This is a genomic window from Pseudomonas sp. P8_229 (assembly GCF_034008635.1).
In the GTDB taxonomy this organism is placed as follows: Bacteria; Pseudomonadota; Gammaproteobacteria; order Pseudomonadales; family Pseudomonadaceae; genus Aquipseudomonas.
Genome location: NZ_CP125378.1, coordinates 1,369,213 through 1,395,703, shown reverse-complemented (window position 1 = coordinate 1,395,703; position 26,491 = coordinate 1,369,213). Strand labels below are relative to the sequence as shown.

Here is a 26,491-nt window from a genome sequence, read left to right as displayed (position 1 = left end):
AAAGTGACTGTGGAGGCCGCTTTTGGCTCTAGTCGGCCCTCGGCAAAGCTGCTACTCTCGGCGCGCTTTGTGACTTCTCGGCCTATCTGAAAGCCAGATTCACCAATACAAAACACACACCAATAATAATCGCATCAAATGCGGTGAAGAATTCGCGTTGCTGAGGAGTGGGCTTCCATGATCGAAGACTTTTGGAAGGATAAATACCCGGCTGGAATTGCTGCCGACATCAATCCAGACGAGTACCCGAATATTCAGGCAGTGTTGAAGCAATCTTGCCAACGCTTCGCCAACAAACCGGCTTTCAGCAACCTGGGCAAGACAATCACCTACGGTGAACTGTACGAATTGTCCGGCGCGTTTGCTGCGTATCTGCAACAGCATACCGACTTGCAGCCCGGTGATCGAATCGCCGTGCAACTGCCCAATGTTCTGCAGTACCCGGTCGCCGTTTTCGGTGCGATCCGCGCCGGGCTGATCGTGGTCAACACCAACCCGCTGTACACCGCGCGGGAAATGGAACACCAATTCAACGACTCCGGCGCCAAAGCCCTGGTTTGCCTGGCCAACATGGCGCACCTGGCGGAAACCGTGGTGCCGAAAACCGGCGTCAAACACGTCATCGTCACCGAAGTCGCCGACCTGCTGCCGCCGGTCAAACGCCTGTTGATCAACAGCGTGATCAAGTACGTGAAGAAGATGGTGCCGGCCTATCACTTGCCTAAAGCCGTCAAGTTCAACGACGTGCTGAGCAAGGGCCAGGGCCAGCCTGTGGCCGAAGCCAATCCGCACAGCAGCGATGTCGCGGTGCTGCAATACACCGGCGGCACCACCGGCGTGGCCAAGGGCGCGATGCTCACCCATCGCAACCTCGTCGCCAACATGCTGCAGTGCAAGGCACTCATGGGCTCCAACCTCAATGAAGGTTGCGAGATCCTGATCACGCCGCTGCCGCTGTACCACATCTATGCGTTCACCTTTCATTGCATGGCGATGATGCTGATCGGCAACCACAACATCCTGATCAGCAACCCGCGCGACCTGCCGGCGATGGTCAAGGAGCTGTCGAAGTGGAAGTTCAGCGGCTTTGTCGGCCTGAACACGCTGTTCGTGGCGCTGTGCAACAACGAAGGCTTCCGCAAGCTGGATTTCTCCAACCTGAAAGTCACCCTGTCCGGCGGCATGGCCCTGCAACTGGCCGCAGCCGAGCGTTGGAAAGCGGTGACCGGCTGCTCGATTTGCGAAGGTTACGGCATGACCGAAACCAGTCCGGTGGCCACGGTCAACCCGATCCAGCACATCCAGATCGGCACCATCGGCATTCCAGTGCCGTCGACCCTGTGCAAAGTCATCGACGATGCTGGTGTCGAGCAGCCGCTGGGCGAGATCGGCGAGCTGTGCATCAAAGGCCCGCAAGTGATGAAAGGTTACTGGCAGCGTCAGGAAGCCACCGATGAAATGCTCGACAGCGAAGGCTGGCTGAAGACCGGTGATATCGCGCTGATCCAGCCCGATGGCTACATGCGCATTGTCGATCGCAAGAAAGACATGATTCTGGTCTCCGGTTTCAACGTTTATCCGAACGAGCTGGAAGACGTGCTGGCGACGCTGCCGGGCGTGTTGCAGTGCGCCGCCATCGGCGTGCCGGACGAGAAGTCGGGTGAGGCGATCAAGATTTTCATCGTTGCCAGGCCGGGTGTGACCCTGACCAAGGAAACCGTGATGGAGCACATGCGCGCCAACGTCACCGGCTACAAGGTCCCGCGTTCGGTCGAGTTCCGCGACGCGCTGCCGACCACCAACGTCGGCAAGATCCTGCGCCGCGAGTTGCGTGATGAAGAGCTGAAGAAGATCAAGGCCAAGTCCGCCGCCTAAACCAAAAAGCCCCGCAGATGCGGGGCTTTTTGTTGGTGCGGAGCATGGCTTGGGTTAAGCGTTGAACCTGCCCCTCACCCCAGCCCTCTCCCGAAGGAGAGGGGGCCGATCGCGTGCAGTTCAAAACCTGAGTTCGACTCGATATCCCATGTCGGCGTACCTCGCCCAAACACCTCGGTCAGTTCCCTCTCCCTTGGGAGAGGGTTAGGGTGAGGGGAAGGGAGCGGCACTGATCCTACTGACGGAACGGCGCGAAATTCACGTTGGTCCCCGCCGGACGCATGTCCTGCAGGTACGAATCCTTGTCCGCGCTCAATTCCAGACTCAACGCGGCCTTGCGCTTGCCTTCGTTGCGAATCACCAGGCCTTCGAGTTTTTCCCGCAGGAACACCGTCGGCACTTTCAGGTGCAGCAGCTCGTCGGTGGCCGGGGTGTGCATCAGCAGGTGAATCCACTCGTACTGACCGACGGCCAGGCGCGTCACTGGCAGGTCGAACCACCAGATGTTGCGGTTGCGGTTCAGTTCGGCGAAGTGGCAGTTGTTGGTGCCGAGCACAGCACCGCCCAGTTCCTGGTTACGACGGGCAATGGCCTGCTTTTTATCGAGTTTCATAACATTCCTGCGGGATCTGATCGTTGGCGCACGGCGCCCATAGGTGCGCATTCTCGGGGCTTGAGGGGCAAACATAAAGCCCAACCTGCGTTGCACGACGAAATGAAGGGCGAAAAATAAATGAAACTCGTGGCAAACCCGCCCAGTCAATCATTACGTACTGACTTTTCCCCTTCAATGCACCAAGGAGAAACACCATGAGTAGCACAGGCGATAAAGTAAAAGGCATGGCCAACGAAGCGGTCGGCAACGTCAAGCAAGGCGTCGGTAAAGCCACCGACAACACCAAGCTGCAAGCCGAAGGCAAGCTGCAAGAGAAAAAAGGCGAGGCCCAGCAAGCTGTCGGCAAAGCCAAGGACGCCATCAAAAAAGGTGTCGACAAGGCGTAATCGAGCCTTGAACGAAACACCGGAACGGCCATCCAAGGATGGCCGTTTTTGTGTCAAAACCCGACGGTCATCCACGAAGGTCGCCAAGTAGGCTACCGTGATGTAAAAAACGGCCCCTGAGTCGCCACGACTTCAACCTGTTTGCGGCGAAAGGAGACGCGAATGATTTTTCCGGACATGAAAGGTCTGCCCTTGCACCGGGTGATGGTGCGCACGGTCACTGAATTCATCGACGACGAGATGTCCACCTACGCCTCGGCGCTGGCCTACCAGATGCTGTTCTCGCTGTTCCCGTTCATTCTGTTCCTGATTGCCCTGATCGGTTTCCTGCACCTGCCGGACTTCTTCACCTGGCTGCGTCTGCAATCGGAACTGGTGCTGCCGCCGCAGGCGCTGGACCAGGTCAACCCGGTGATCGATCAGTTGCAGCAGTCCAAGGGCGGCTTGCTCTCGTTCGGTATCGTCATCGCCCTGTACACCGCCTCTGCCGGTGTGCGCCTGATGATGAGCGCGATGAACGCCGCTTATGATGTGGTCGAAGGCCGGCCGATCTGGAAGCGCTTTCCACTGTCGATTTTCTACACCGTCGGCATCGCCGGCATGCTGCTGGCCGCCGCCGCGCTGATGGTGCTCGGGCCGCAGGTGATGGGCTGGATTGCCGCGCAGGTGGGTCTGGAAGACTTCATTGTCACGGTGTGGACGATTGCGCGCTGGCCGGTGATCGTGATTCTGATGATGGTTGCCGTGGCGCTGATCTACTACGTGATGCCTGACGTCAAACAGGAATTCCGCTTCATCACCCCGGGCTCGGTGCTGGCCGTGGTGGTGTGGATCATCGCCTCGTTGGGCTTTGCGTTCTACGTCAAAACCTTCGCCAACTACAACGCGATGTATGGCAGCATCGGGGCGATCATCGTGCTGCTGCTGTATTTCTATATTTCCTCGGCGGTGCTGCTGCTCGGGGCCGAGATGAATGCGGTGATCGAACACATGTCCAGCGAGGGCAAGGAGCCGGGCGAGAAAGTCCCGGGCGAACTCGATGAACACCCCAAACAACATGTCTCGGGCCTGGGGCGCGACCACTCGCTCAAGCCGGACACTGACGAAGCCTGATCATGATTCGTGAAATCCTCAAAATGGGCGACGAACGCCTGCTGCGTATCGCCCCGCCTGTACCGGCCGAGATGTTCGACAGCCCCGAGCTGTGGCAACTGATCGATGACATGTTCCAGACCATGGAAAGCGTCGGTGGCGTCGGCCTGGCCGCGCCGCAGATTGGCGTCGACCTGCAACTGGTGATCTTCGGTTTCGAGCACAGTGAGCGCTATCCCGAGGCTGAAGCGGTGCCGCAGACGATCCTGATCAATCCGTTGATCACGCCACTGAGCCCGCTGACGGAAGAGGGCTTTGAAGGCTGTCTGTCGGTGCCGGGCTTGCGTGGCGCGGTGGACCGCTATCAGCAGATTCGCTACGAGGGTGTTGATCCCAAGGGCGAGCCGATTGTGCGTATCGCCTCAGGTTTCCACGCCCGCGTCGTGCAGCACGAATGCGATCACCTGATCGGCCGGCTGTACCCGTCGCGCATCACCGATTTCAGCAAGTTCGGATTTACCGAAGTGATGTTCCCGGACCTCGATCCCACGGCTGACGACTGATCCCGTCAACACCCCAAAACCCTTGTGGGAGCGAGCTTGCTCGCGAAGGCGTCTTGTCAGGCGAAAAATGCATCGAATGACACGCCGCTTTCGCGAGCAAGCTCGCTCCCACATTGGGTTTTGCGTCAGATTGAAGGTCTCAGCTCCATCGCAATCATCGGCTTGCTCCGCGCATACCGACTCAAGCGCTCCGCCATCGCCTGCGGCAGCGCCGGGTCGAAGGTGAACCCGCGCCGCTCATAAAACCCACGCAGATCCGGGTGACAGAACAGCCACACCGGCTCGCTCATTTCCTGCACTGCCGCCGCGATCAACTGTGCGGCAATCCCTTGTTCACGACACGTGGGATCGACAAACAACCCCGTCAACCAGCGTCCACCCGCCACCGGGCGCAAACACAACGCGGCAACGATCTCATCGCGCCGCGCCACCCACAGTTGCGCATCGCGCACTGCCTTCATCGACGATTGGTGGCTGCGGTAAAACTTGTTCATCAACGGCCATAGAGAGGCGTCGAGCAGGCTGTATTGGGTATCGGACATGGGATCGGACTGTCGGCGGGCAAAGCGCCGATTATAAAAGAACGCACGACGCGGGATAGGTGTATACCTGAGCCTACATCCCTGTGAGTGGAGTACGCATCATGTCCAAAGGTATGGATTCAAAGAAAGCCGCGAAGAAGAAACCGGCCAAGACCGCCATTGAAAAGCGTGCGGAGAAGAAAGCCAAGAAAGTCGATATTTTCGGTCATTGATCGGGTTCCTCGGGGGCCCGGTTCTCGGGCTCCCGCTCAAGCGCTAAAAATAATCTGCAAGATTCAGCGGGCTCGTTGCACAGAAGGGGAAGATTCCCGTTCCGAGCCACGCCATGCCCCATTACTTCGACGCCGATCACCGGCAACGGATCGAAACCCTGCGCCAACGTTTTACCGCCCGCACCGAATGGCCGACCTGGTTATTGCTGATCGGCGTGTACGGCGGCTGGTTCGCCATTGTGCTCAACAGCCAGTGGCTCGGCCGCAGCTTGAGTACATTGCTGCTGATTCCGTTGCTGGTGCTGTGGCTGTCGGTGCAGCACGAGTTGCTGCACGGTCATCCGACGCGCTGGACAGGGGTTAATAAACTCCTCGGTTATGCACCGTTTGCGGTGTGGTATCCGTACACGCTTTACCGTGACAGCCATCTGTTGCATCACCGCGATGAAAACCTGACCGTGCCCGGCGTCGACCCGGAAAGCCGGTACCTGACAGCGTCGCGCTGGCAGGGCAGTTCGCTGTTCGAACGGAGCCTGCACTGGCTGAACAAGACCGTGCTCGGTCGCTTCGCGATTGGCGCGCCGCTGGCGTTACTGGCGCTGGCCAGCGAAGAACTGCAACGTCTGAAAAACCGCGAGCGCCAGGCCTGGCTGATGTGGCTGATCCACGGCGGGTTCACCCTGTTGATGCTGTGGTTCGTCGCACGCTACAGCGTGTTGCCGGTCTGGCACTACTTGCTGCTGATCAGTGTGCCGGCACTGACGATTGCGATGATCCGCTCCTATTATGAACACCGCCCGCACGCGCAACCGGAGCAGCGTACCGTGCTCAACGAGGCCGGCTGGCCGTGGCGCTGGCTGTTTCTGAACCTGAACTTTCATCTGGTGCATCATGATCTGCCAGGGCTGGCGTGGTACGACTTGCCTGCGGCCTATCGCATGCGCCGCGAGCAGTGGGTGGCGCGCAGTGGCGGCTTTCTGGTGCAAGGCTATGGGCAGTTGTGGCGGCAGAACGGGTTCAAACCGATCGACAGTCCGCAGCATCCGTATCACTGACCTCAAGATCAGCACGGAACCCTTGTGGGAGCGGGCTTGCTCGCGAAGGCGATCTGTCTGTCGACATCCAGGTTGAATGTGCCGGCCCCTTCGCGAGCAAGCCCGCTCCCACAGGTCATGTATTTGCAGGGAAATAATGTGTATGACCCAACACCACGCCGAACTGCTGATGTATGTCGCCCCCGAGCCAATTCGTGCGGCCAACGAATGCTGGATCTCGCGCATCCTCGACCACCTGGGCCATTGCCGCCTGAACGCCGAAAGCCTGTCACTCCCCGAACTCTGGTTATCGCCCAGCCTGCTGCTGACGCAAACCTGCGGCTACCCGTTGATGACCTTGCTACGCGGTCAGGTGCGCCTCGTCGGTCGTCCACGTTACGAACTGCCCGACGCCAGTGCCGGCAATCACTGCAGCATGATCCTCAGTCGCGCTGATGATGTGCGCACAACCTTGGCGGACTTTCGCGGCAGTCGCGGGGTGATCAACAGTGAGGACTCCAACAGCGGCATGAACCTGTTGCGCCAGCGTCTGGCGCCGTTGCACCGCGACGGGCAGTTCTTCGCCACGGTCGGCATCAGTGGCGCGCACCGTGAGAGCCTGCGCTGGGTGCGGGAGGATCGCGGCGATCTGGCGGCCATCGACAGCGTTACCTATGCGTACCTTGCGCAATACGCGCCGGATGAGGTCAGTGGCTTGCGGGTCGTGGCGCGCAGTGCGTACAGCCCGACGTTGCCGTTTATCACCGCTGCCACCGCCACTGATGAGCAGATCGAACAGCTACTCCAGGTGATGAATCAGTCGCTGGACGAGTTGCCCGACGTCGCGCGCACCCTCGGACTGCTCCACGTATTGCCGGCCAACGAAAGTGATTATGAGGTCCTGCTCGGTTATCAACGCGAGGCCCAGGCACAGGGTTATGGTCAACTGCGCTAATTTCTTTATGGAATATAAAGATTCTTTTTAAGTATTTTTAACGAATAAGGTGCCTTGCTACGATCGCGCCACCGGATCACCGGACATTCAGCGACCCCTTGCCAAGGAGCCCCTATGTCCGGCGCCGATCCATTGCATCGCCACACCGTTGAAGGCCTGTTTCGCGCCCATTACCACTGGCTGCGCAACTACCTGCGCCGGCAACTGCAAGACCCGGCGAGTGCCGAAGACCTCACGTCCGAAACCTTCGTTCGCCTGCTCGAAGCGCCCGCACTGACTGCCATCCGCGAACCCCGCGCCTTGCTCACCACCATCGCCCAGCGCCTGCTTTATCAGCATTGGCGGCGTGCCGATCTGGCGCGGCGCCATGCGCAGCAAGTCGAGGCCGAGTGTGCCGCTTCGCCGGAAGAACTCACGCAACAGCGACAAACCCTGAACCGCCTCGACCGCAGCCTGCAGCGCCTGCCCGGCAAGGTTCGCTCGACCTTTCTGCTGGCGCGGGTCGATGGCCTGACCTACCCGCAAATCGCCGCCGAACTGGGTATCTCGCAACGTTCGGTCAGCGTGTACATGAGCCGCTCCCAGGCCCTGTGCGATCGCCACAGTGCCAATCAAATCCTGACAGACAAGAGGTCCGCATGAGATCGATCAAAACCCTGCTCGGCAGCTCGTTGCTGGCGCTGAGCCTGAGCGTCGGCGCTGTTTCGGCGGCGGAGAAAACCGCGCCGATCCACTTCGGTGACATCACTTGGGAGAGCGGCAGTTTCATCACCGAAGTGCTGCGGCTGATCGTCGAAAAAGGCTACGGCTACCCGACCGATACGCTGCCGGGCAGCACCGTCAGCCTGGAAGCGGCGCTGGCGAAAAACGATATTCAGGTGATCGGCGAGGAATGGGCCGGGCGCAGTCCGGCGTGGGTCAAGGCGGCCGCTGAAGGCAAGGTGTTCGGCCTCGGCGATACGGTCAAGGGCGCGACCGAGGGCTGGTGGGTGCCGGAATACGTGATCAAGGGCGACTCTGAACGCGGGATCAAACCGTTGGCGCCGGAGCTGAAGTCGGTGGCCGACCTGCCGCGCTACAAGGAGGTGTTCCGCGACCCGGAAGACCCGAGCCGTGGACGATTCCTCAACAGCCCGACTGGCTGGACTTCGGAAATCGTCAACAGCCAGAAGCTCAAGGCCTATGCGCTGACCGACAGCTACGTCAACTTCCGCACCGGCTCTGGTGCAGCGCTGGATGCCGAGGTGGCGTCGTCGATCAAACGTGGCAAACCGGTGCTGTTCTACTACTGGTCGCCGACGCCGCTGCTGGGCCGATTCAAACTGGTAAAACTCGAAGAACCGCCGTTCGATGCCGAGGCCTGGAAGACCCTGGCCGATGCCAATAACCCGAACCCCAAGGGCACGCGCTCGATGCCGGCGAGCCTGGCGATTGGCGTGTCGGCACCGTTCAAGGCGCAGTACCCGGAGTTGGTGACGTTCTTTGAGAAAGTCGATTTGCCGATTGATCTGCTGAACCGCACGCTGGCCGCAATGAGCGAAAAACGCCAGCCACCGCGTCAGGTCGCCGAAGCGTTTTTGCGCAATCAACCGCAGGTGTGGCAGGCGTGGGTACCGGGGGAAGTGGCGAGCAGGGTGACAGCGGGGCTTTGAGTTTCAACCGTTTGATCCGGGGCGTTTGAACCACCGCTTTCGCGAGCAAGCCCGCTCCCACAGAGGTTTTGTGCACGCCACAAATCCAATGTGGGAGCGAGCCTGCTCGCGAATGATCTGAAGACTTACGCCGCTTCCGCCGCCAGCGCCGCGATCACTGTCGGCCGCTGCTCAATCCGCGCCTGAAACCGCGCCAACGCCGGCCACTGCGTCAAGTCGATATCAAACAACCCGGCCCAACGCAGCACCACAAACAGCAGCGCATCCGCCACGCTGAATCCACTCGGCAGCAGATAATCCTGCTGCTCCAGCACCGCGACCAACACCGCAAAGCGCCTGAACAACTTCTCCTTGATCACCTCGGCCGGCAGGCGTTCGTCGAACAGTGCGCCGAGGCCGCCGTGGATCTCGCTCGAGACGAAGTTCAGCCACTCTTGCAAGCGCACCCGTTCGAAACTGCCAGGCGCTGGTGCCAGCCCCGATTGCGGCTGCAGATCCGCCAGATACTGGAGGATTGCCGGGCTTTCGGTCAGTACCGCACCGTTGTCCAGTTGCAGGGCCGCGACATAACCCTTGGGATTGATCGCGAGAAAGTCTTCGCCGCTGGCGGTGCGCTTGCTGCGGTTGTCGACGCGGATCAGCACGAAGGGCAGTTTCAGTTCGCGCAGCACAATATGCGGCGCCAGCGAACAGGCTTGAGGGGCGTAATACAGCTTCATCGGTAGCGCTCTGGTGAGGATTTGGCGCCAGTGTCATAGTGCAGCGCACCCTCGGTAAAATTAATCTTTCAGAAAGCAGCCATAAGGACAGCTACTGGCATGATGAACCTGATGCATTGGCGGCTGGTGGTCGCCGTGGCTGATCACGGCAACATCACCCGCGCCGCCGAACGGATCGGCATGACGCAGTCCGGCGCCAGCCAGGCCTTGGCGTTGATGGAAGAAACCCTCGGTGTGCAACTGTTCAGTCGCGAAAGCCGTCAGACCCTGCCCACCGCCATCGGCCTGCCGGTGATCGAACAGGCACGGCTGATGCTCGGCGCGCTGGAGACCATTCGCCAGACTGTCGACAGCGTCCGCCCGATGCTGCGCGGGACGATCCGTCTGGCGAGTTTCCCCATGGTGCTGGCGAGTTTTCTGCCGCCACTGCTGCGTCAGTTCAATCGCCTGTACCCGGGCATCGAAGTGGTGGCGCTGGAGGTCAGCGACGACGAGGTCGAAACCCTGTTGGCGGCCGGTCTGGTAGATGTCGGCGTGGTGCTCAATCCGGCGCCCGAGCGCAATGCCGGGCCGTTGGGCCGTGATGCCTGGGTGGCGGTGGTGCCGGCGGGGCACCCGCTTGCGCTGCGCGGAACCGAGCAGGGCGTGAGCCTGCAAGAGTTGTCGGCGTTGCCGTTTGTGCTGGCCACCGGTGGTTGCTCGACCAATGCCCGCAGCCTCGCCGTCGCCGCCGGGTTGCAGTTGCAGGATGTGCGGGTCGAGGTGCGCGAATGGAGCAGCGCCTTCACCCTGGTTCGGGAAAACCTCGGCGTGACGCTGGTGCCGGAAATGACCTTGCCGGCGGACAGGCAGGGACTGCGGGTTATTGCCCTGGCGCCACGCATCGAACGGGTGTTTTCGCTGGTGCTGCCAGCGGGGCAGACGCCCTCACCGGCGGTGCAGGCCTTGTTGGATCTGCTGGCAGATACGGCTCACGCAACGACGCGCTGAACCGATTCTTGTGCAAAAAGTGCCAGATACTGGCCGACTAGTGGCCTTGCGCACCGCATAGCGCTGGCTATGCTGAGCTGTAACTAACTATGTCGACCGTCATCTGTTAGCCGTGATTTCAACGCTGCCAGAGTGCGCAACCCAAGGCACCGGACACTGAACCAACAAGGAGCCTGTGGTACATGGAAGTTCTTCTGCACGTTAGGGCTGGCCCGCTCGCGGGCTATCAAGAGAAGGATGTCTTGATTAGAGCGTCGCTGCATGGACTCTCCGATTAAACGTCATTTATCACCTGACAACTTCCTCCCGTGGAGGAATGCGTGCGCCTGTTCTGTGGAACGTAGTGGTGGATTCTGAAAGATCTGAACTTTCATCAAATCAAAAGACCGCGCGGAAGGTGATACAACCATGTTCAACCTACATCACAAGGCTGACCTGCAGGAAATCGAGCGTTTCAGCTGCGCCTTGACCGAAGCCAACGCCAAGCTCGAAGCGATCAGCCGCTCGATGGCGATGATCGAATTCACGCCCGAAGGCATTGTTCTGGATGCCAACGAAAACTTCTGCAAGACCATGGGCTACAGCGCCGAGGAAGTGCGGGGCAAACATCACCGGGTGTTTTGTGAAGAAGCGTTTTACCGCAGCGAGGAATACGCCAGATTATGGCGCGACCTGGCCCGGGGAGAACCGATCAGCGGGACGTTTTTGCGCTTGAACAAATCCGGCAAGGAGATCTGGCTCGAAGCCAGTTACATGCCGGTTTATGGCCCGGACAAACAAGTCAAAAGTGTGATCAAAGTGGCGGCGGACATCACCGCGCGGGTCAACAAAGAGCACGAAGAAGAAAGCATGCTGGCGGCGATCAGTCGTTCGATGGCGGTGATCGAGTTCACCCCGGAAGGCAACGTGATAAACGCCAACGACAACTTTCTGAGAACGATGCAGTACTCGCTCAATGAAATCGTCGGCCACCATCACAGTATGTTTTGTCACCGTTCCGAAGCCGAATCGGCACAGTACAAGGCGTTCTGGGCATCGCTCAATCGCGGCGAATATCACTCGCACCGTTTCGAACGCAAGAACAAGTCCGGGCAGATGGTCTACCTAGAAGCCTCGTACAACCCGCTGTTCGACGCCAAGGGCCGTTTGTACAAAGTGGTCAAGTTCGCCAGCGACATCACCAGCCAGATGACCACGCTGCAAAACGCCGCGGAGTCGGCCCATAGCACCTCGGTACAAAACGACGCTTGTGCGCAAAAAGGCTCACAAGTCGTGCAACAAACCGTGCAAATCATTCAGGACATTTCCCGCGACCTCAACGAAGCGGCGCTGAGTATCGATGCGGTGAGCAAACAGTCGGACATCATCGGCACCATCGTGCAGACCATTCGCGGAATTGCCGATCAAACCAACTTGCTGGCACTGAATGCGGCGATTGAAGCGGCGCGGGCCGGTGAACATGGGCGTGGTTTTGCGGTGGTCGCGGATGAGGTGCGCAGCCTGGCGGCGCGGACCAGTCAGGCGACACTTGAGATCGTCGATGTGGTGCGCAAGAACCATGATTTGTCGTTGAGTGCGGTGTCGAGCATGCAGTCGAGTTTGAGCCGTACCGGGCTTGGCGTGGAACTGGCGAACGAGGCGGGGGCGGTGATTCAGGAAATTCAGCAGGGATCGCGGCATGTGGTGGATGCGATCGGGCAGTTCAATGCAACGTTGCAGCTGAATTGATGGCGTAAACCTTCAGCAACCCTGGTGGCGCAAAAGCGGGCAGTAATGCCCGCTCTTCGATGTAAATGCTTTTAACGGTTAACAGATTCTTCAGCCGAAAAATCTACTTCGAATTTTGTAAGTTTTCCTGATTCATTAAAGTAGGTGCCGTCGAAAGTGCCCTTCTGAGAGTTTTCACTGATTGTCACCGTGAGTTTTCCCTCTGCGTAAAAAATTCTGGAACTGTCCTTGGATTTATACTCCAGCCTGATCAGGCTCCCGACTTCATTTTTTACATCAAGTTCGTAAGGTTTGGGGCTAGGTGTGAGGGCCTCTCCATAGTAGATCTGGATAAACTCTCCGGTTGCTGGTTTTTGACCGGCGAATATATCGTCGAAGAAAAATACCCGAGTCGCTACGAAATCAGATCCGGCCGGCTCACCATCTTGCATCGACTTGCCCGTGCAATGTCCTTCAAATGTATCAGTTCTCATACAGAACTCCTTTTTTGTGCGTAGGATCGGTGAACACGAATGTGATCACGAGCTGATTAAACAGCGTTCATTTATCTGTATGTAACTGATAGTTCTGACAGGTGTTTCGCTTTTCTGATGAACGGTTTCGAGCAGATTCCTAGGACGGGCGTGGAATAAGCAGGGTCGGTAGACCCCACCCATTGCCGATGCCACTAGAGGGCAGCGAGAAACTTGTCCGCCAACTTGTCGCTGTCCTTGACGTCATTGACGTTGTCTTTGTCCGCCTGCGCCAACTTCATTTTGTCCTGCAAACGCTCGGCGATTTCTTTGCCGATGGCCAGTTGTTTCTCCGGCGGCATGGCTTTGATGTCGTCTTCGGTGATGCCCATACTCTGGAGGATACTGTCGCGCAGGCGTTGTTCCGGCGACTTGCTCATGTAGTCCTTGAACGCGTCGGTGGCCGAGGTGCCGGTGGTGGTGCTGGCAGCCGTGGCATCGGTGGTTTGCAGACCGACGCGGGTCTTGGCGAACGCCTCGTCGACGTTGTCGCTGATGCGCGCGGCGGCGGCCACCTGTTGGGTGGCGATCTGCGTGGCCGAATCCTGCACCTTGGACGTCGCATCGGTGGCTTGCGACTGGGCCTGATTCTGCAGCGATTGCAGCATGGCGCCGTGCAGGCCACTTTGCAGACCGGCAGCGGCGGTCGTGGTCGCATCTTCCGCCAGTCGCTTGGGCAGGTGGATGAGTTGCTGCTGTTTTGCACTGACCAACATCATGATGGAGACCTTTGAATTATTGCTGACAGGCCTGCCGCAGCAATTACCGTGCCTTTGCGGCAAATCCCGCTATTTCAATGCGTTGCTGCTCGGGCATGCGGAACAAAGCGGTCATCCCTTGCCGTCAGGCGGCAGAGGATGACCGCGCGGCCGTCAGCGATGGGCGATGTTCTCCAGCGCCAGGTTGCGCGTGCGCGGGCCGAACCAGCCGATGGTCAGCATCACGATCAGCATGCTGCTGACGATGAACGCGAGCACCCCGGGCGTGCCGAAGTTATCCAGGAACAAGCCAATCAACAGGCTGCTGAACACCGTCGACAGACGGCTGAACGAATAGCAGAACCCCACCGCCCGCGCACGGATGTTGGTCGGGAACAATTCGCTCTGGTACGAGTGATAACTGAAGCTCAGCCATGCATTGCAGAAGGTGATCATCACCCCGCAGAAGATCAGACCGAACGCGCTGGTCTGTAGCGCAAACAAGGTGCCGAACGTCATGGCGCCGAGGGCCGAGCCGACAATCTGCCACTTGTTCTCGAAACGGTTGGCGAACTTCACGAACAGCAGCGGCCCGAGCGGGTAGGCGAGGGTGATGATGAAGGCGTACATCAAACTGTGGGTGACGCTGACGCCTTGGCCGGAGAGCAGCGCCGGCAGCCAGTTGCCGAAACCGAAGAAGCCGATGGCCTGGAACACGTGAAAGACGATCAGCATCAACGCGCGGCGGCGATACGGCGGCTGCCAGATATCGGCGAAGCGGCCTTTGCCTTCGACGTCGACCGGAACGGCTTCAGGAGTGTCCAGCGCTTTACCGTGATCCTTCTCGCAGCGCGCTTCGATGTTGTCGAGAATCCGGTTCGCCTCATCAAAGCGGCCATGTTGCGCCAACCAGCGTGGCGATTCCGGCAGGCGCTTGCGCAGCCACCAGATGAACAGCGCAAACACCGCACTCGCCAATACCACCCAACGCCAGCCGGACACACCGAATGGCGCCTGCGGCACCAGCCACCACGACATCAACGCCACCGCCGGCACTGACAGGAATTGCACGAAAAACGCGAAGGCAAACGCCGAACTGCGCATGCGTTTGGGCACCAGTTCCGAGAGGTAGGCATCGATGGTCACCAATTCGATACCGAGGCCGATGCCGACCAGAAAGCGCATGCAGATGATCCCCAACGCCGAACTTTGAATCCCCATCAGCACCGTGGCCACCGTGTACCAGACCAGCGCAAAGGTGAAGATCGCGCGGCGGCCGAAACGATCGGCCAACGGGCTGAGCAGACTGGCGCCGAGGAACAGGCCAAGGAAGGTCGCCGAAGCAAACGCTGCCTGATCGGAGAAACCGAACACGCCCTGATTGCCGGTGGCGAAGATCCCGTCGCGGATCAGGCCGGGGCTGATGTAGGCGGTCTGGAACAGGTCGTAGAGTTCGAAGAAACCACCGATCGACAACAGCGCCACCAGCCGCCAGATCGTGGCGACGGCAGGGAGGCGGTCGATGCGGGCGGAAATCTCGGCGGCGCGTATCGGGTCAATGCCATCGCGTTGCGCGGCGGCAGGGGCGTGAGCAGTCATGGGCGGGTCCATTTTTTATTGATGGAAAAGCTTAGCCTGCTATCGGAGTTCACGGCTTGTGAATATCGGCGGTTTGCCGGGAAAAAACGCCGATTTCTTGCAATAACTGTTTACCCATTAACGATTTATGCCGCAGCGGTTGAATCGGGCAGCGCCGAGGCCGGCAAGCCGAAGAGGCGATCGAACAGCCAGTTGAAGGCGAACGTGTAGCACGGGATGAAAATGATCAGCGCCAGGTCCAGCAGGAATGCCTGCACCAGACTGATGTTCATCCACCATGCGATCAGCGGGATCAGGAACACGATCAGCGTCAGTTGAAAGCCGACCGCGTGGGCGATGCGCCGTTTGACTGTGCGCGTGCGCGACGTCTGGCGGCTTTCCCAGTGCTCGAACAGCGTGGTGTAAATGAAATTCCAGGTCACGGCAATGGTGGTGATGATCACCGCCAACGGCCCGGTGCTGCCGGGCGAGGTGCCGGAGAGCAGCGCCAGGCCGAGGGCGGAGAAGGTCATGCCGATCACTTCGTAGAGCGACACATAGACCAGTTTGCGTTTGACGCCTTGCATGCGGATTTGCCTCTGTCTTGAAATCGATGGCCAGCGGGACTGGCGGAGGCGGCGAAAGATAGCTTCAATAGTAGTGACAGAAAAAGTCAGTAGCTTTCAGTTTTGGTGATAGGTAGATGAAGTGAATTTCAACAGCGACAGCATCGAACTGTTTCTTGCGGTGATCGAACGTGGCTCGTTTTCCGCGGCTGCCCGCGCGCTGGGCCGGGTGCCGTCGGCGGTCAGCATGGGCATCGGTAATCTGGAAGCGGAGCTCGGTTATCCGCTGTTCGACCGTAGCCATCGCGAACCGCAGCCGACGGCCATGGCACTGTCGCTGGTGCCCCATGCGCGGCTGATTGCCGAGCAACTCAAGCAACTGCAAGTGCATGCGGTGGAGTTGTCGTTGGGGCTGGAGAGCAAGTTGTCGATCGGTGTGGTCGCGGACATCGACCGTCGGCGCTTGCTCGCCGCGATCAAGGTGATTGCCGAGCGCCATCCACTGCTCGACATCGAAGTACTGACCGCGCCGCAGGACGACGTGTTGGCGATGCTGCACAGTGGCCGCGTCAGCGTGTGTCTGGCGTTTGCCGGGTTGAGCATGAACGTGCTGGAGCGCTTTCAGTTTGTCGGCAGCGAACGGATGATCGCCACGCTGGCGGCGGACAGTCCGTTATTGCAGGGGCAGGATCTGTTTCTCGAAGACCTGGTGCACGTGCGGCAGATTTTCGTCGCCAGCCGTGATTTGCCGATCAGCGAAACCCGGCCACTGGTGGCCGAATCGCACTGGCGCACCGACACCCTGGAGGCGGCGCTGGAGATGGTCGAGGCGGGGTTGGGCTGGGGCAATTTCCCGCTGTCGATGGTGCAGCCGTGGCTGGACAGCGGGCGCTTGAAGCGGCTGAATTTTCGCAACATAGAAAACGGTCTGGTGCTGCCGGTGCATGCGGTGTGGCTCAAGAGCCAGCCGCTGCAGAAGGGCGCGTTGGCCCTGGTCGACCTGCTCGGCCACTGAACCCGACACAGATCCCCTGTGGGATTGGGTTTCAACCCAGCAGTTGTGACCACCACGGGGATTTCTGAGGTCAGGTGCTTTCACGGACTTTCAGTTCAAAGCCCATGTCTTCCACCGGACGTGCAACATTGTTGCCCGCCATCAACGTCAGCATCTGCTCCGCCGCCCGCCGGCCAATCGCTTCACGCGGGGTATTGATGCTGCTCAGGCGCGGCACCATGTGTTCGGACATCGGCAGGTCGTTGAAACCGAGGATCGCCACCTGATCAGGGATCTTGATCCCGTTGCGCAGCGCTTCGAGCAGGGCGCCCTGCGCCAGGTCGTCGTTACCAAAGAAGATCGCATCGACATCCGGATGCGCCGCCAGCAGTTGCAGGAACAACTCACCGCCCAGGCCCACCGACGAGGATCGCGGGGTCAGTACTTCCAGGTCCGGGTCATAACGCCCGGCCTTCTGCAGGGCTTTGCGGAAACCCTCGCCGCGCAACAAGGTGCGCTGATCGAGTTGCGCGCCGATGTAGGCCAGGCGCTTGCGGCCACGGGAGAGCAAGTGCTCGGCCGCCGTTTCGCCGGCGCTGAGCTGGGAGAAACCCACGCAGTTCACCCCGGCGGCGCTGTCCAGTTCCATCATGTACACGCAGGGAATGTTGCTGGCCTCGATCATCCGTCGCGAACTTTCCGTGCGATCAAACCCGGTCAGCAACAAACCACGGGGCTGATAAGCCATGTAGTTGCGCAGCAGGTTTTCTTCTTCATCACGCGAATAGTGGAAGTTGCCGATCAGCACTTCGAAGCCCTTGGGCGTGAGCACCCGATGAATGGCTTCCAGGGTATCGATGAACAACAGGTTGGACAGCGACGGCACCAACACCACCACCGAATGGCTCTGCGCCGAGGCTAAAGCGCGGGCGGCAGGGTTGACCACATAGTTGAGTTCACTGGCTGCTTTCTGCACTTTTTCCACCAACTCGGTGGCCACGGTGCTGACCCCACGCAAGGCGCGAGAGGCGGTAATCGGACTGACACCGGCCAGGCGGGCAACTTCATTGAGGGTGGGACGGCCGGTGGTGCGGGTATTTTTATCGTTTTTAGGGGTGGTCATCGACGGCTTGCCAAACAAAAATCAAGGCACTAAGGTAGCGCTGTCCTGATGCAGCTGTAAATGCGTAAGCGAGGTCCTGCCTGATCTTCGCTTTTTGGCGTTGGGCGCAAACCTGCTGCAACCCAAAAAAACGACAAGAAGGCGTCGGCAACTTCTGCCTGTGCACTAGAGTCATAGCTAGCAAAGGTAGCGCTGTCTGCGCGCTGAGGTGTTATATGAGTCATCCCATCACCGCCCTGGTCATCATGGGCGTTGCCGGTTGCGGCAAGACGTGCGTCAGCGAGGCCCTGTGCCTATTGAGCGGCGCCACTGCCATTGAAGGCGATACTTTTCATCCGGCCGCCAACATCGAAAAGATGAGCGCGGGGATCCCCCTGAACGACGAAGACCGTGCCGGCTGGCTCGACAGCCTGTGCGTTGAATTGCGTCGTATCGATGCACTGGGCGAGCGTCCGGTGCTGACGTGCTCGGCCCTTAAACACAGTTATCGTGAAGTGTTGCGCAGCGCCTTGCCGGGCCTGGGCTTCGTGTTCCTTGAGCTGACCCCTGAAGTCGCCGCCGACCGTGTGTCCCATCGCCCGGGCCACTTCATGCCGGCGACGTTGATCGAAAGCCAGTTCGCCACGCTCGAATCGCCGGTCGGCGAGCCGCTGACGTTGGCACTGAATGCTTCGATCCACAGTGTTGAAGAACTGGCGGCCCAGGCGCACGTCTGGTGGCAGGCGCACGGCCTGAAACAGGCGGTATGAGTGTGTTGAAAGAGCTAGCGCTGTCCTCACGAATTCTGTTTAACCCGCTTTAATAACAACAACAAGCCAGGAGACACCCCCAATGTTTGGCATGTCCCACGACGCCTACCTGCTGCTCGATGCAGTGGTCACGGTAATCGGCCTGATTATCCTGATCACCAAATTCAAGATTCACCCCTTTATCTCCCTGACCATCGCGGCCGCGTTCCTTGGCCTGACGTCCGGCATGCCGATCGGCACCATCATCAAGGCGTTCCAGGACGGCTTCGGTGGCGTGCTCGGTTTCGTCGGCATCATCCTCGCGCTGGGCACCATGCTCGGCAAAATGATGGCCGAGTCGGGCGGGGCCGATCAGATCGCCCAGACCCTGATCCGTGCGTTCGGTAAAGAAAGAGTGCAGTGGGCAATGATGTTCGCCGCGTTCCTGGTGGGCATTCCGCTGTTCTTCGAAATCGGCTTCGTGCTGCTGATTCCGCTGGTGTTCATCGTTGCCCGCCGCACCGGCGTGTCGATCATCAAGATCGGTATCCCGCTGCTCGCCGGCCTGTCCGCCGTACACGGCCTGGTGCCGCCGCACCCGGGGCCGTTGCTGGCAATCGGCGTGTTCGGCGCCGACATCGGCAAGACCATTCTCTACGGTCTGATCGTTGCGCTGCCGACCGCGATCATTGCCGGTCCGATTTTCGGTACCTTCATTGCCAAGCACATCCCCGGTCATCCGAATCAGGAGCTGGTCGATCAACTGGCCCGTGAAAACGATGACTCGGCCAAACTGCCGAGCTTCAGCATCACCCTGATCACCGTGCTGCTGCCGGTGTTCCTGATGCTGCTGAAAACCTTCGCCGACGTAGCGCTGCCGGACGGTCACTTCTTCCGCACCTGGATGGACATGATCGGTCACCCGATCTCGGCACTGCTGCTGGCATTGCTGCTGTCGCTGTACACCTTCGGTCACAAGCAGGGCATCGGTTCCCAGCAGATGCTCAAGTGGCTGGATGCGAGCCTGGCACCGACCGCCGCGATCATCCTGATCATCGGCGCCGGTGGTGGCTTCAAGCAGATGCTGGTGACCAGCGGCGTGGGCGACGTGATCGGCCACATGGCGGTCAGTGCGCAGATCTCGCCGATTTTGCTGGCGTGGCTGGTGGCGGCGGTGATTCGTATCGCCACCGGTTCGGCGACGGTGGCGACCATCACTGGCGCGGGCATCGTGGTGCCGGTGGTGGGGATGATCCCGGGCGTCAACCGTGAGCTGCTGGTGCTCGCTACCGGCGCCGGTTCGTTGATCCTGTCCCATGTGAACGATGCCGGTTTCTGGCTGGTGAAGCAGTACTTCAACATGACGGTGGCCGAGACGTTCAAGACCTGGACGGCGATGGAAACCATCCTGTCGGTGGTTGCGTTGGGCTTTATCCTGCTGTTGTCGCTGTTCGTTTAATCCCGAACGCCAGACACAAAAAAACCGCAGCGATGCGGTTTTTTTGTGCCTGATGGATCGTTCCCACGCTCTGCGTGGGAATGCATCCCGGGACGCTCTGCGTCCCAAAGCGGACGCAGAGCGTCCATTGCGGCATTCCCACGCAGAGCGTGGGAACGATCAGATGCGTCAGGCAGAGGTCTTCGGGGTCAGACCATCCGCCCGGAACATCCCGCGAATCCCGCGCACCGCCTGACGAATCCGGTCCTGGTTTTCGATCAGCGCGAAGCGCACGTGATCGTCGCCATACTCACCAAAACCAACCCCCGGCGAGACGCAGACCTTGGCCTCGGCCAGCAGTTTCTTGGCGAACTCCAGCGAACCGAGGTGTGCGTAAGCCTCGGGGATCTTTGCCCAGACATACATCGAGGCTTTCGGATTCTCGACCATCCAGCCCAGCTCATGCAGACCTTTGACCAGCACGTTGCGGCGCTGGCGATACTGCTCGGCGATGTCGCGCACGCATTGCTGATCGCCTTCCAGCGCGGCAATCGCCGCCACTTGCAGCGGGGTGAACGTGCCGTAGTCGTGGTAGCTCTTGATCCGCGCCAGGGCGTTGACCAGCTCCGGGTTGCCGACCATGAAACCGATGCGCCAGCCGGCCATGTTGTAGCTCTTGGACAGGGTGAAAAACTCCACCGCGATGTCCTTGGCGCCCGGCACTTGCATGATCGACGGGGCTTTCCAGCCGTCGTAGACGATGTCGGCGTAAGCCAGATCGTGAATCACCAGCACGTCGTACTGCTTGGCGAGGGCGATCACCCGTTCGAAGAAATCCAGCTCCACGCACTGTGCAGTGGGGTTGGACGGGAAGCCAAGGATCATCATCTTCGGCTTCGGGATCGAGCCGCGAATCGCCCGTTCCAATTCATCGAAGAAGTCCACGCCCGGCACCAGCGGCACCGAACGCACCTGGGCGCCGGCAATCACCGCACCGTAGATGTGAATCGGGTAGCTTGGGTTCGGCACCAGTACGGTGTCGCCCTGATCCAGGGTCGCCAGCATCAAATGCGCCAGGCCTTCCTTGGAGCCGATGGTGACGATGGCTTCGCTTTCCGGGTCGATGTCGACCGCGTAGCGTTCCTTGTACCAGTTGGAAATCGCCCGGCGCAGGCGCGGAATACCCTTGGACGTGGAGTAACCGTGGGTGTCTTCGCGCTGGGCGACCTGGACGAGTTTTTCGACAATATGCGGCGGCGTGGCCCCGTCGGGGTTGCCCATGCTCAAGTCGATGATGTCTTCACCACGACGACGCGCGGCCATCTTCAGCTCGGCGGTGATGTTGAAAACGTAAGGGGGGAGTCGATCTATGCGCGCAAAGCGGCGCGGCGAACCTTGTTCAGCCATTGTTGCCTCGGATAACGTAAGCGCCCGGAACCGTCCGAGCGACGCTGGTCACTGCGGTGACCTGTGGCCGAAGATAAGGGCAGCGATGGCAGACTGTCCAGCGCGCACGACAATAATTTTTCCCAAGGAAATGCTTAATGGAATTCACCAGCGGCTTCTTGCTGAGCCTCTCGCTGTGCCTGGACATCGGCGTGGCCAACATCGCGATGATCACTCTGGCGATGCAGCGCGGTTACTTTCAGGGCTTCGCTCTGGGCCTCGGTACCTGCGTCGGTGACTTGATTTACGCGGTGCTGGCGCTGGCCGGGATGACCGTGCTGCTGCAGTACGAAAGCGTGCGCTGGGTGCTGTGGATGGGTGGTTCGGTGCTGCTGATCTACTTTGCGGCGAAGATGATCTATTCGGCGATTCACCACGAGGCGCAGTTGGCGGCGACGACGGAGGTGGGGCAGAACTCGCATCGCAAGGAGTTCTTTCGCGGGATCTTCCTCGCCATGTCCTCGCCGAGCGCGATTTTGTGGTTTGCCGCGGTCGGCGGCACCTTGATCGCCCGCTCCGGTGGCGGCGGCCCGGTGAGTTCGGCGCTGTTCCTCGGTGGTTTCCTTTGCGCGGGGCTGCTGTGGTCGGCCGGTTTGTGCTTTGCCGCGAGCCACGGTGGCAAGCTGCTCGGTGACAAGCTATTGCGCTATTGCTACATGGCATCTGCGGCGATCTTCTGCTATTTCGCGGTTTACGTGATCGTATCCGGTTATAACGAGTTCGTTGGCTCCGGGGCTGCCGACCAGTTGCACGCCTTGTAACATTGCGAATCGGGTTTGGCTTCTATACTCACCAGCCGAACCCCCTTTTTTTGTTCCAGGAGTCGAGTCATGGATGAGCAAAAACGCGTCGAAGTGGCTGAGCCTCGCTTCGAACATGGACACTTCCTGCTGATTGCAGGACTTCGTGGTCGATTTACTCAGGACACCGCCAAGGACATCCCTGCGCTGTGGGAAAAGTTCTTGCCGCACCTGGGCAAGATACAGGGACAAAAAAACGAAGTGACCTACGGGGTGTGCAGCAATTTCGACGGCCAGGGCGGCTTCGATTACATCGCCGGAGTGGAAATCAGCAAGCTCGATGACCTCGACCAGAAGGTCTATCAGTGGGTCGAAGTGCTGCCCCGCCAGTACGCGGTGTTCGAGCACAAGGGACCGCTCGAACAATTGCCGCAGACTCTGCAATACATCTACAAGACCTGGCTGCCGACTTCCCACTACGTGGAACTCAATGCTCCGGAGCTGGAGCGCTACAGCGCCGATTTCAATCCGCGGCTGAACACCGGCAAACTGGAAATCTGCGTGCCGGTCGATACCAAGGCCTGAGCCAGCCACATGTGGCGGATCACTGATCCGCCGCATGTTGTTCAACCGCGCTTTCCCTTGGTCACCCGTCGCGCCCGCAACAGGTCGATGCCCAGGGTGATAAAGCCGAACGTACTGATGCCCAATACCATCAACAGGCCGATTTCAACGCTGCTCATAAGCGGTTTCCCCCAAGGGTGATCAGAGACACACCGCAGAAATAGCCCGCCCATCGCACGAAGAAAAGCGCTTATACGCAGGCTTTACGCCGCCCGCGCGGATCGATATGAACACCTTATTCCTTTATGCTTTGCGGACCTTTCTCCGCTGATTTTCGAGCTGCCATGAACACCGTCATCCGCAACGTCACCGCCGCCGACCTGGAGCGCTGCTACACCATCGAAACCGTTGCCTACGAAGGCGATGAAGCCGCCACCCGTGAGAAGATTGCCACGCGCATCGCCACTTGGCCGGAAGGCTTCATCGTGGCCGAAGTGGACGGGGTGGTCGCCGGTTTCATCAACTCGGGCGCGGCGTTTGATGTGCAGATGTCGGACGAGGCGTTCAAGGAACTGATCGGCCACGATCCGAAGGGGCCGAATGTGGTGATCATGTCGGTGGTGGTGCACCCGGACTACCAGGGCCAGGGCCTGGCCAAGCGCTTGATGGCCGAGTTCATCGAGCGCATGCGCGGGATGGATAAAGCGACGATTCATCTGATGTGCAAGGAAAAGCACATCCCGCTGTATGCCGGGTTCGGCTTTGCCTACATCAAGCCATCGGAGTCCGATCACGGCGGGATGGCGTGGCACGAGATGATCCTGACTCTCTGATCCAACCCCGATCAAAACCTGTAGGAGTGAGCCTGCTCGCGATAGCGGTTAATCAGTGACATTTACGTGACTGACACACTGCTATCGCGAGCAGGCTCACTCCTACAGGGGGGCGTGTCGGGTCAGCAGAGGGCCGTGCCGATTGCCCGCATGACTCAGAAAAACAGCCCCATACGCCGTTCGTAACCAATCCGCCCCTTGTACGCTTCACCGCTGTCGACGTAGCCGTGCTTGGCGTACAGCGCAATCGCCGCGTCGTTATCGGCGTCCACCGACAGTTCCAGCCCTTTGATCTCCGGCCACGCCTGACGGGCGGCTTCGGGCAACGCTTGCAGGCAGGCCTTGCCGTAACCTTTGCCTTGCGCCCGATGATCGACCTGCAAGGCGTGCAGGGTGGCGCTGTGTTCATCGGCCCAGGCCGGCAACACCGGCGGGCGCTTGAGCAGCAAAAACGCCACTGGCACCTGATCGGCCAGCAGTGCGAAACCCTTCACGCCGGGACCGGGTTTGGACAGCAGCGTGTGCAGCGCGCCGTGGATGTCGCCGGAAAATTTGATCTGCTCGGGATGGATTTCAATCGCCTCGACTTGCTGGCGCTGCAAGGCGTTCAGGCTGTCGTACGGCACGAGTTGGGCTGACACGGGAATTTCCTTTTTCCTACAAAGATGAGCCTCGGATTCTAGCGATTTTGTCTTCGGCGGAATTTTTTTGTTTTGCCTGTCGATTTGCTCGATTGCCGAGCGACTAAGGGTGTCCTCACAACAAAAACACGGAGAACACCATGAGCGCACAATCTGCAATCCAGACCCTGATCAACACTTACCGCGAAGCGGTCATGACCAAGAACGTCGAGAAAGTCATGGCGCTGTACGCCGACGACATCGTCTCCTTCGACGCGATCAAGGCCCTGCAATTCAAAGGCAAGGCGGCTTACCGCGCGCATTGGGTCGAATGCATGGAAATGTGCCCTGGCCCGCATATTTTCGAGTTCCACGAGATCGCCATCGAGACTGCCGACAACCTCGCTTTTGCCCATTGGGTGGCCAATTGCGGCGGCACCAACGACAAGGGCGAAACCCAGAGCTGCTGGATGCGCGTGACCGCGTGCTATCGGCAGGTGGGCGGGGCGTGGAAGATTGTCCACGAGCACTGGTCGGCACCGTTCGATCCGATGAGCGGCGCGACGCTGTTCGATGTGCAGCCCTGATCTTCAGCCATAGTTGATCCGTCCGATTCAGGAGAACGCCATGAAATATCTATGCCTGGTCTACAGCGATGAGCGCCTGTTGCATTCTTCGCCCGACAGCCCGGAAGACGCCGAATGCTGGGCCTACGCCGAGTCGATTCAGGGCAGCGGGCGGATGGTCGCGGCTGAAGCGCTGGAGTCGGTGCAGACCGCCACCACGGTGCGCATGCGCAACGGCAAGTTGTCGATCACCGATGGCCCGTTCGCTGAAACCAAGGAGCAACTGGCCGGTTTCTACCTGATAGACGCCAAGGACCTCAACGAAGCGATCCAGGTCGCCGGCAACATTCCGGCGGCGCGGGTTGGCAGCGTTGAAGTGCGCCCGGTGCGGCAGCTGAATGTCTGACGTTCGGACGCGGGTCGAGCAGGTCTATCGCGAAGACTCGCGGCGGATTCTGGCGACACTGATTCGCCTGCTCGGTGATTTCGACCTCGCCGAAGAGGCCTTGCACGAGGCGTTCTTCGTCGCGGTCGAGCGCTGGCGGCACGACGGCGTGCCAGACAATCCGCGCACCTGGCTGGTGTCCACCGGACGCTTCAAGGCGATTGATGTGTTGCGTCGGCGCGCACGCTTCAAGGCCTCGCAACCGCTGTTGCTGGCGCAACTCGAAGAACTGGAACAGGCCGACTGGAGTGGCGAAGACGTGGAAGACGACCGCTTGCGGCTGATCTTCACCTGCTGTCACCCGGCACTGGCGGCGGATGCGCAGGTACCGCTGACCCTGCGTGAAGTCTGCGACCTGACCACCGAGGAAATCGCCCGGGCTTTTCTTTCGGCACCGGCAGCGATTGCCCAGCGCATCGTGCGGGCCAAGGCCAAGATCCGCGATGCGAAAATCCCCTATCAAGTGCCCAGCCTCAACGAGTTGCCGGAGCGTCTCGACAGCGTGTTGCGGGTGATTTATCTAGTGTTCAACGAAGGGTATTCGGCGTCGATGGGCGCTGAGCTGACCCGTGAAGAACTGACCCGCGAGGCGATCAGGCTCGGGCGTTTGCTGATGGAGTTGTTGCCGGAGCCGGAGGTCATGGGGCTGTTGGCGTTGATGCTGTTGCACGAGTCGCGGCGGCCGGCGCGCACCTCGGCGGATGGGGAGTTGATCCTGCTGGACGATCAGGACCGCTCGCGCTGGGACGCCGGGTTGATTGCCGAAGGCTGTGCGCTGGTAGAACGCGCGCTGACCACACGGCGGTTCGGGCCGTATTGTCTGCAAGCGGCGATTGCCGCGGTGCATGCCGAGGCGCCATCAGCGGCTGAAACGGATTGGCAGCAGATCGTCGGGCTGTACGACGTGTTGTTGCGTGCAGTGCCGTCGCCGGTGATCGAGTTGAATCGTGCGGTGGCGGTGGCCAAACGCGATGGAGCGTTGGCCGGGTTGAATCTGATTGAAGGGATTCTGGATCGCGGTGAGTTGCAGGATTACCACCTGGCGCATTCGGCGCGGGCGGAGTTCTGTCGGCAGTTGGGCCGGGTAGAGCAGGCGCGTGCGGCGTATCTGCGCGCATTGGAATTGACGCGGCTGGAGCCGGAGCGGCGGTTTATCGAGGCGCGATTAGAGGCGTTGGACTGATCCGACAGGATCGGTGGCATTACCGGTCCCTTCGCGAACAAGCCCGCTCTCACCGTGATTGATGTCCTACACAAATCCACTGTTCAACGCCGA

29 protein-coding genes and 1 pseudogene are annotated in these 26,491 nt (G+C 59.8%); 20 read left to right on the top strand and 10 right to left on the bottom strand.

Annotated features, from left to right (window positions below; all coding sequences use genetic code 11):
• The first annotated feature begins 177 nt into the window (after positions 1–177).
• On the top strand, positions 178–1,875 hold the full coding sequence (gene fadD1, locus QMK55_RS06340) for a long-chain-fatty-acid--CoA ligase FadD1 (RefSeq protein WP_102356975.1): 1,698 nt from the start codon (positions 178–180) through the stop codon (positions 1,873–1,875).
• Positions 1,876–2,110: 235 nt separating this feature from the next.
• Here fadD1 and QMK55_RS06335 read toward each other — a convergent pair whose 3' ends face one another.
• Complete coding sequence (locus tag QMK55_RS06335; protein ID WP_007969330.1) at positions 2,111–2,488, bottom strand: hypothetical protein; 378 nt, start codon at positions 2,486–2,488, stop codon at positions 2,111–2,113.
• A 197-nt stretch (positions 2,489–2,685) separates the two neighbouring features.
• On the opposite strand from QMK55_RS06335, the gene QMK55_RS06330 reads away from it, so the two are divergent.
• The 3 genes from QMK55_RS06330 to def all read left to right on the top strand — a co-directional run bounded on the left by QMK55_RS06330 (position 2,686) and on the right by def (position 4,532).
• A complete protein-coding gene (locus QMK55_RS06330; protein WP_027612573.1) occupies positions 2,686–2,877 on the top strand; it encodes a CsbD family protein in 192 nt (63 codons plus the stop codon).
• Positions 2,878–3,039: 162 nt separating this feature from the next.
• Positions 3,040–3,990, top strand: a complete 951-nt coding sequence (locus tag QMK55_RS06325) for a YihY/virulence factor BrkB family protein (protein ID WP_320328879.1) — start codon at positions 3,040–3,042, stop codon at positions 3,988–3,990.
• Between the two features lie 2 nt (positions 3,991–3,992).
• Positions 3,993–4,532 carry a peptide deformylase gene (gene def / locus QMK55_RS06320; protein ID WP_320328878.1) on the top strand — a complete coding sequence of 180 codons (540 nt, stop codon included), beginning with the start codon at positions 3,993–3,995 and terminating at the stop codon, positions 4,530–4,532.
• 125 nt (positions 4,533–4,657) lie between these two features.
• Here the strand turns inward: def and QMK55_RS06315 are convergent, their stop codons facing one another.
• On the bottom strand, positions 4,658–5,074 hold the full coding sequence (locus QMK55_RS06315; protein ID WP_102356978.1) for a GNAT family N-acetyltransferase: 417 nt from the start codon (positions 5,072–5,074) through the stop codon (positions 4,658–4,660).
• A 325-nt stretch (positions 5,075–5,399) separates the two neighbouring features.
• Between QMK55_RS06315 and QMK55_RS06310 the strand changes: the two genes are divergently transcribed.
• The 4 genes from QMK55_RS06310 to QMK55_RS06295 all read left to right on the top strand — a co-directional run bounded on the left by QMK55_RS06310 (position 5,400) and on the right by QMK55_RS06295 (position 8,927).
• A complete protein-coding gene (locus tag QMK55_RS06310; RefSeq protein WP_320328877.1) occupies positions 5,400–6,341 on the top strand; it encodes a fatty acid desaturase in 942 nt (313 codons plus the stop codon).
• Positions 6,342–6,483: 142 nt separating this feature from the next.
• On the top strand, positions 6,484–7,275 hold the full coding sequence (locus QMK55_RS06305) for a phosphate/phosphite/phosphonate ABC transporter substrate-binding protein (protein ID WP_320328876.1): 792 nt from the start codon (positions 6,484–6,486) through the stop codon (positions 7,273–7,275).
• Between the two features lie 114 nt (positions 7,276–7,389).
• Positions 7,390–7,917, top strand: a complete 528-nt coding sequence (locus tag QMK55_RS06300; protein WP_320328875.1) for a sigma-70 family RNA polymerase sigma factor — start codon at positions 7,390–7,392, stop codon at positions 7,915–7,917.
• Positions 7,914–8,927, top strand: a complete 1,014-nt coding sequence (locus tag QMK55_RS06295) for an ABC transporter substrate-binding protein (protein WP_320328874.1) — start codon at positions 7,914–7,916, stop codon at positions 8,925–8,927. Before QMK55_RS06300 ends, QMK55_RS06295 begins: the two co-directional genes overlap by 4 nt.
• 125 nt (positions 8,928–9,052) lie before the next feature.
• Here QMK55_RS06295 and gstA read toward each other — a convergent pair whose 3' ends face one another.
• Entirely contained in the window at positions 9,053–9,646 is a 594-nt protein-coding gene (gene gstA, locus QMK55_RS06290) for a glutathione transferase GstA (RefSeq protein ID WP_102356983.1), read from the bottom strand.
• A 99-nt stretch (positions 9,647–9,745) separates the two neighbouring features.
• Here gstA and QMK55_RS06285 point away from each other — a divergent pair, with 99 nt between their 5' ends.
• The 3 genes and pseudogenes from QMK55_RS06285 to QMK55_RS28555 all read left to right on the top strand — a co-directional run bounded on the left by QMK55_RS06285 (position 9,746) and on the right by QMK55_RS28555 (position 12,364).
• Positions 9,746–10,636, top strand: a complete 891-nt coding sequence (locus QMK55_RS06285) for a LysR family transcriptional regulator (RefSeq protein ID WP_102356984.1) — start codon at positions 9,746–9,748, stop codon at positions 10,634–10,636.
• Between the two features lie 408 nt (positions 10,637–11,044).
• A pseudogene (locus tag QMK55_RS28560) lies at positions 11,045–11,821 on the top strand (PAS domain-containing protein); the annotation flags it as partial.
• A gap of 3 nt (positions 11,822–11,824) precedes the next feature.
• The gene (locus QMK55_RS28555; RefSeq protein ID WP_256588188.1) at positions 11,825–12,364 is read left to right on the top strand and encodes a methyl-accepting chemotaxis protein; all 540 of its coding nucleotides are present in this window, start codon (positions 11,825–11,827) and stop codon (positions 12,362–12,364) included.
• Positions 12,365–12,435: 71 nt separating this feature from the next.
• On the opposite strand, the gene QMK55_RS06275 is transcribed toward QMK55_RS28555, so the two are convergent.
• From QMK55_RS06275 to QMK55_RS06260, 4 genes are all read right to left on the bottom strand, one after another.
• Positions 12,436–12,837, bottom strand: coding sequence for a hypothetical protein (locus QMK55_RS06275; protein WP_320328872.1), 402 nt, complete (start codon positions 12,835–12,837; stop codon positions 12,436–12,438).
• 194 nt (positions 12,838–13,031) lie between these two features.
• Positions 13,032–13,592 (bottom strand): hypothetical protein, encoded by a 561-nt coding sequence (locus QMK55_RS06270; protein ID WP_102357026.1) that lies wholly within the window; start codon positions 13,590–13,592, stop codon positions 13,032–13,034.
• A 156-nt stretch (positions 13,593–13,748) separates the two neighbouring features.
• Positions 13,749–15,173 (bottom strand): MFS transporter, encoded by a 1,425-nt coding sequence (locus tag QMK55_RS06265; RefSeq protein WP_102356988.1) that lies wholly within the window; start codon positions 15,171–15,173, stop codon positions 13,749–13,751.
• 125 nt (positions 15,174–15,298) lie between these two features.
• A complete protein-coding gene (locus QMK55_RS06260) occupies positions 15,299–15,739 on the bottom strand; it encodes a PACE efflux transporter (RefSeq protein ID WP_102356989.1) in 441 nt (146 codons plus the stop codon).
• A 121-nt stretch (positions 15,740–15,860) separates the two neighbouring features.
• Here QMK55_RS06260 and QMK55_RS06255 point away from each other — a divergent pair, with 121 nt between their 5' ends.
• Positions 15,861–16,733, top strand: coding sequence for a LysR family transcriptional regulator (locus QMK55_RS06255; protein ID WP_102356991.1), 873 nt, complete (start codon positions 15,861–15,863; stop codon positions 16,731–16,733).
• A gap of 70 nt (positions 16,734–16,803) precedes the next feature.
• On the opposite strand, the gene QMK55_RS06250 is transcribed toward QMK55_RS06255, so the two are convergent.
• Positions 16,804–17,835: a LacI family DNA-binding transcriptional regulator gene (locus QMK55_RS06250; protein ID WP_102357027.1), complete on the bottom strand. Its 1,032-nt coding sequence runs from the start codon at positions 17,833–17,835 to the stop codon at positions 16,804–16,806.
• Positions 17,836–18,050: 215 nt separating this feature from the next.
• Here QMK55_RS06250 and QMK55_RS06245 point away from each other — a divergent pair, with 215 nt between their 5' ends.
• Entirely contained in the window at positions 18,051–18,584 is a 534-nt protein-coding gene (locus QMK55_RS06245; protein WP_102356992.1) for a gluconokinase, read from the top strand.
• A gap of 82 nt (positions 18,585–18,666) precedes the next feature.
• On the top strand, positions 18,667–20,022 hold the full coding sequence (locus QMK55_RS06240; RefSeq protein ID WP_102356994.1) for a GntP family permease: 1,356 nt from the start codon (positions 18,667–18,669) through the stop codon (positions 20,020–20,022).
• 168 nt (positions 20,023–20,190) lie between these two features.
• Here the strand turns inward: QMK55_RS06240 and alaC are convergent, their stop codons facing one another.
• Positions 20,191–21,408 carry an alanine transaminase gene (gene alaC, locus QMK55_RS06235; protein ID WP_102356995.1) on the bottom strand — a complete coding sequence of 406 codons (1,218 nt, stop codon included), beginning with the start codon at positions 21,406–21,408 and terminating at the stop codon, positions 20,191–20,193.
• A 137-nt stretch (positions 21,409–21,545) separates the two neighbouring features.
• Here alaC and QMK55_RS06230 point away from each other — a divergent pair, with 137 nt between their 5' ends.
• The 3 genes from QMK55_RS06230 (at position 21,546) to QMK55_RS06220 (ending at position 23,584) form a co-directional block, all read left to right on the top strand.
• Entirely contained in the window at positions 21,546–22,208 is a 663-nt protein-coding gene (locus QMK55_RS06230; RefSeq protein ID WP_102356997.1) for a LysE family translocator, read from the top strand.
• A 69-nt stretch (positions 22,209–22,277) separates the two neighbouring features.
• The gene (locus tag QMK55_RS06225) at positions 22,278–22,772 is read left to right on the top strand and encodes a GyrI-like domain-containing protein (protein WP_102356998.1); all 495 of its coding nucleotides are present in this window, start codon (positions 22,278–22,280) and stop codon (positions 22,770–22,772) included.
• A gap of 323 nt (positions 22,773–23,095) precedes the next feature.
• Positions 23,096–23,584: a GNAT family N-acetyltransferase gene (locus tag QMK55_RS06220; protein ID WP_102357000.1), complete on the top strand. Its 489-nt coding sequence runs from the start codon at positions 23,096–23,098 to the stop codon at positions 23,582–23,584.
• A 155-nt stretch (positions 23,585–23,739) separates the two neighbouring features.
• Here QMK55_RS06220 and QMK55_RS06215 read toward each other — a convergent pair whose 3' ends face one another.
• Positions 23,740–24,225, bottom strand: coding sequence for a GNAT family N-acetyltransferase (locus QMK55_RS06215; RefSeq protein WP_102357001.1), 486 nt, complete (start codon positions 24,223–24,225; stop codon positions 23,740–23,742).
• 140 nt (positions 24,226–24,365) lie between these two features.
• Here QMK55_RS06215 and QMK55_RS06210 point away from each other — a divergent pair, with 140 nt between their 5' ends.
• Genes QMK55_RS06210 through QMK55_RS06200 form a run of 3 tightly spaced genes read left to right on the top strand, consistent with a single transcriptional unit; the run spans position 24,366 to position 26,398 of the window.
• Positions 24,366–24,791, top strand: a complete 426-nt coding sequence (locus QMK55_RS06210; RefSeq protein WP_102357003.1) for a YybH family protein — start codon at positions 24,366–24,368, stop codon at positions 24,789–24,791.
• Between the two features lie 40 nt (positions 24,792–24,831).
• Complete coding sequence (locus QMK55_RS06205; RefSeq protein WP_008081988.1) at positions 24,832–25,176, top strand: YciI family protein; 345 nt, start codon at positions 24,832–24,834, stop codon at positions 25,174–25,176.
• A complete protein-coding gene (locus QMK55_RS06200) occupies positions 25,169–26,398 on the top strand; it encodes an RNA polymerase sigma factor (protein ID WP_102357006.1) in 1,230 nt (409 codons plus the stop codon). Before QMK55_RS06205 ends, QMK55_RS06200 begins: the two co-directional genes overlap by 8 nt.
• Positions 26,399–26,491 lie beyond the last annotated feature (93 nt).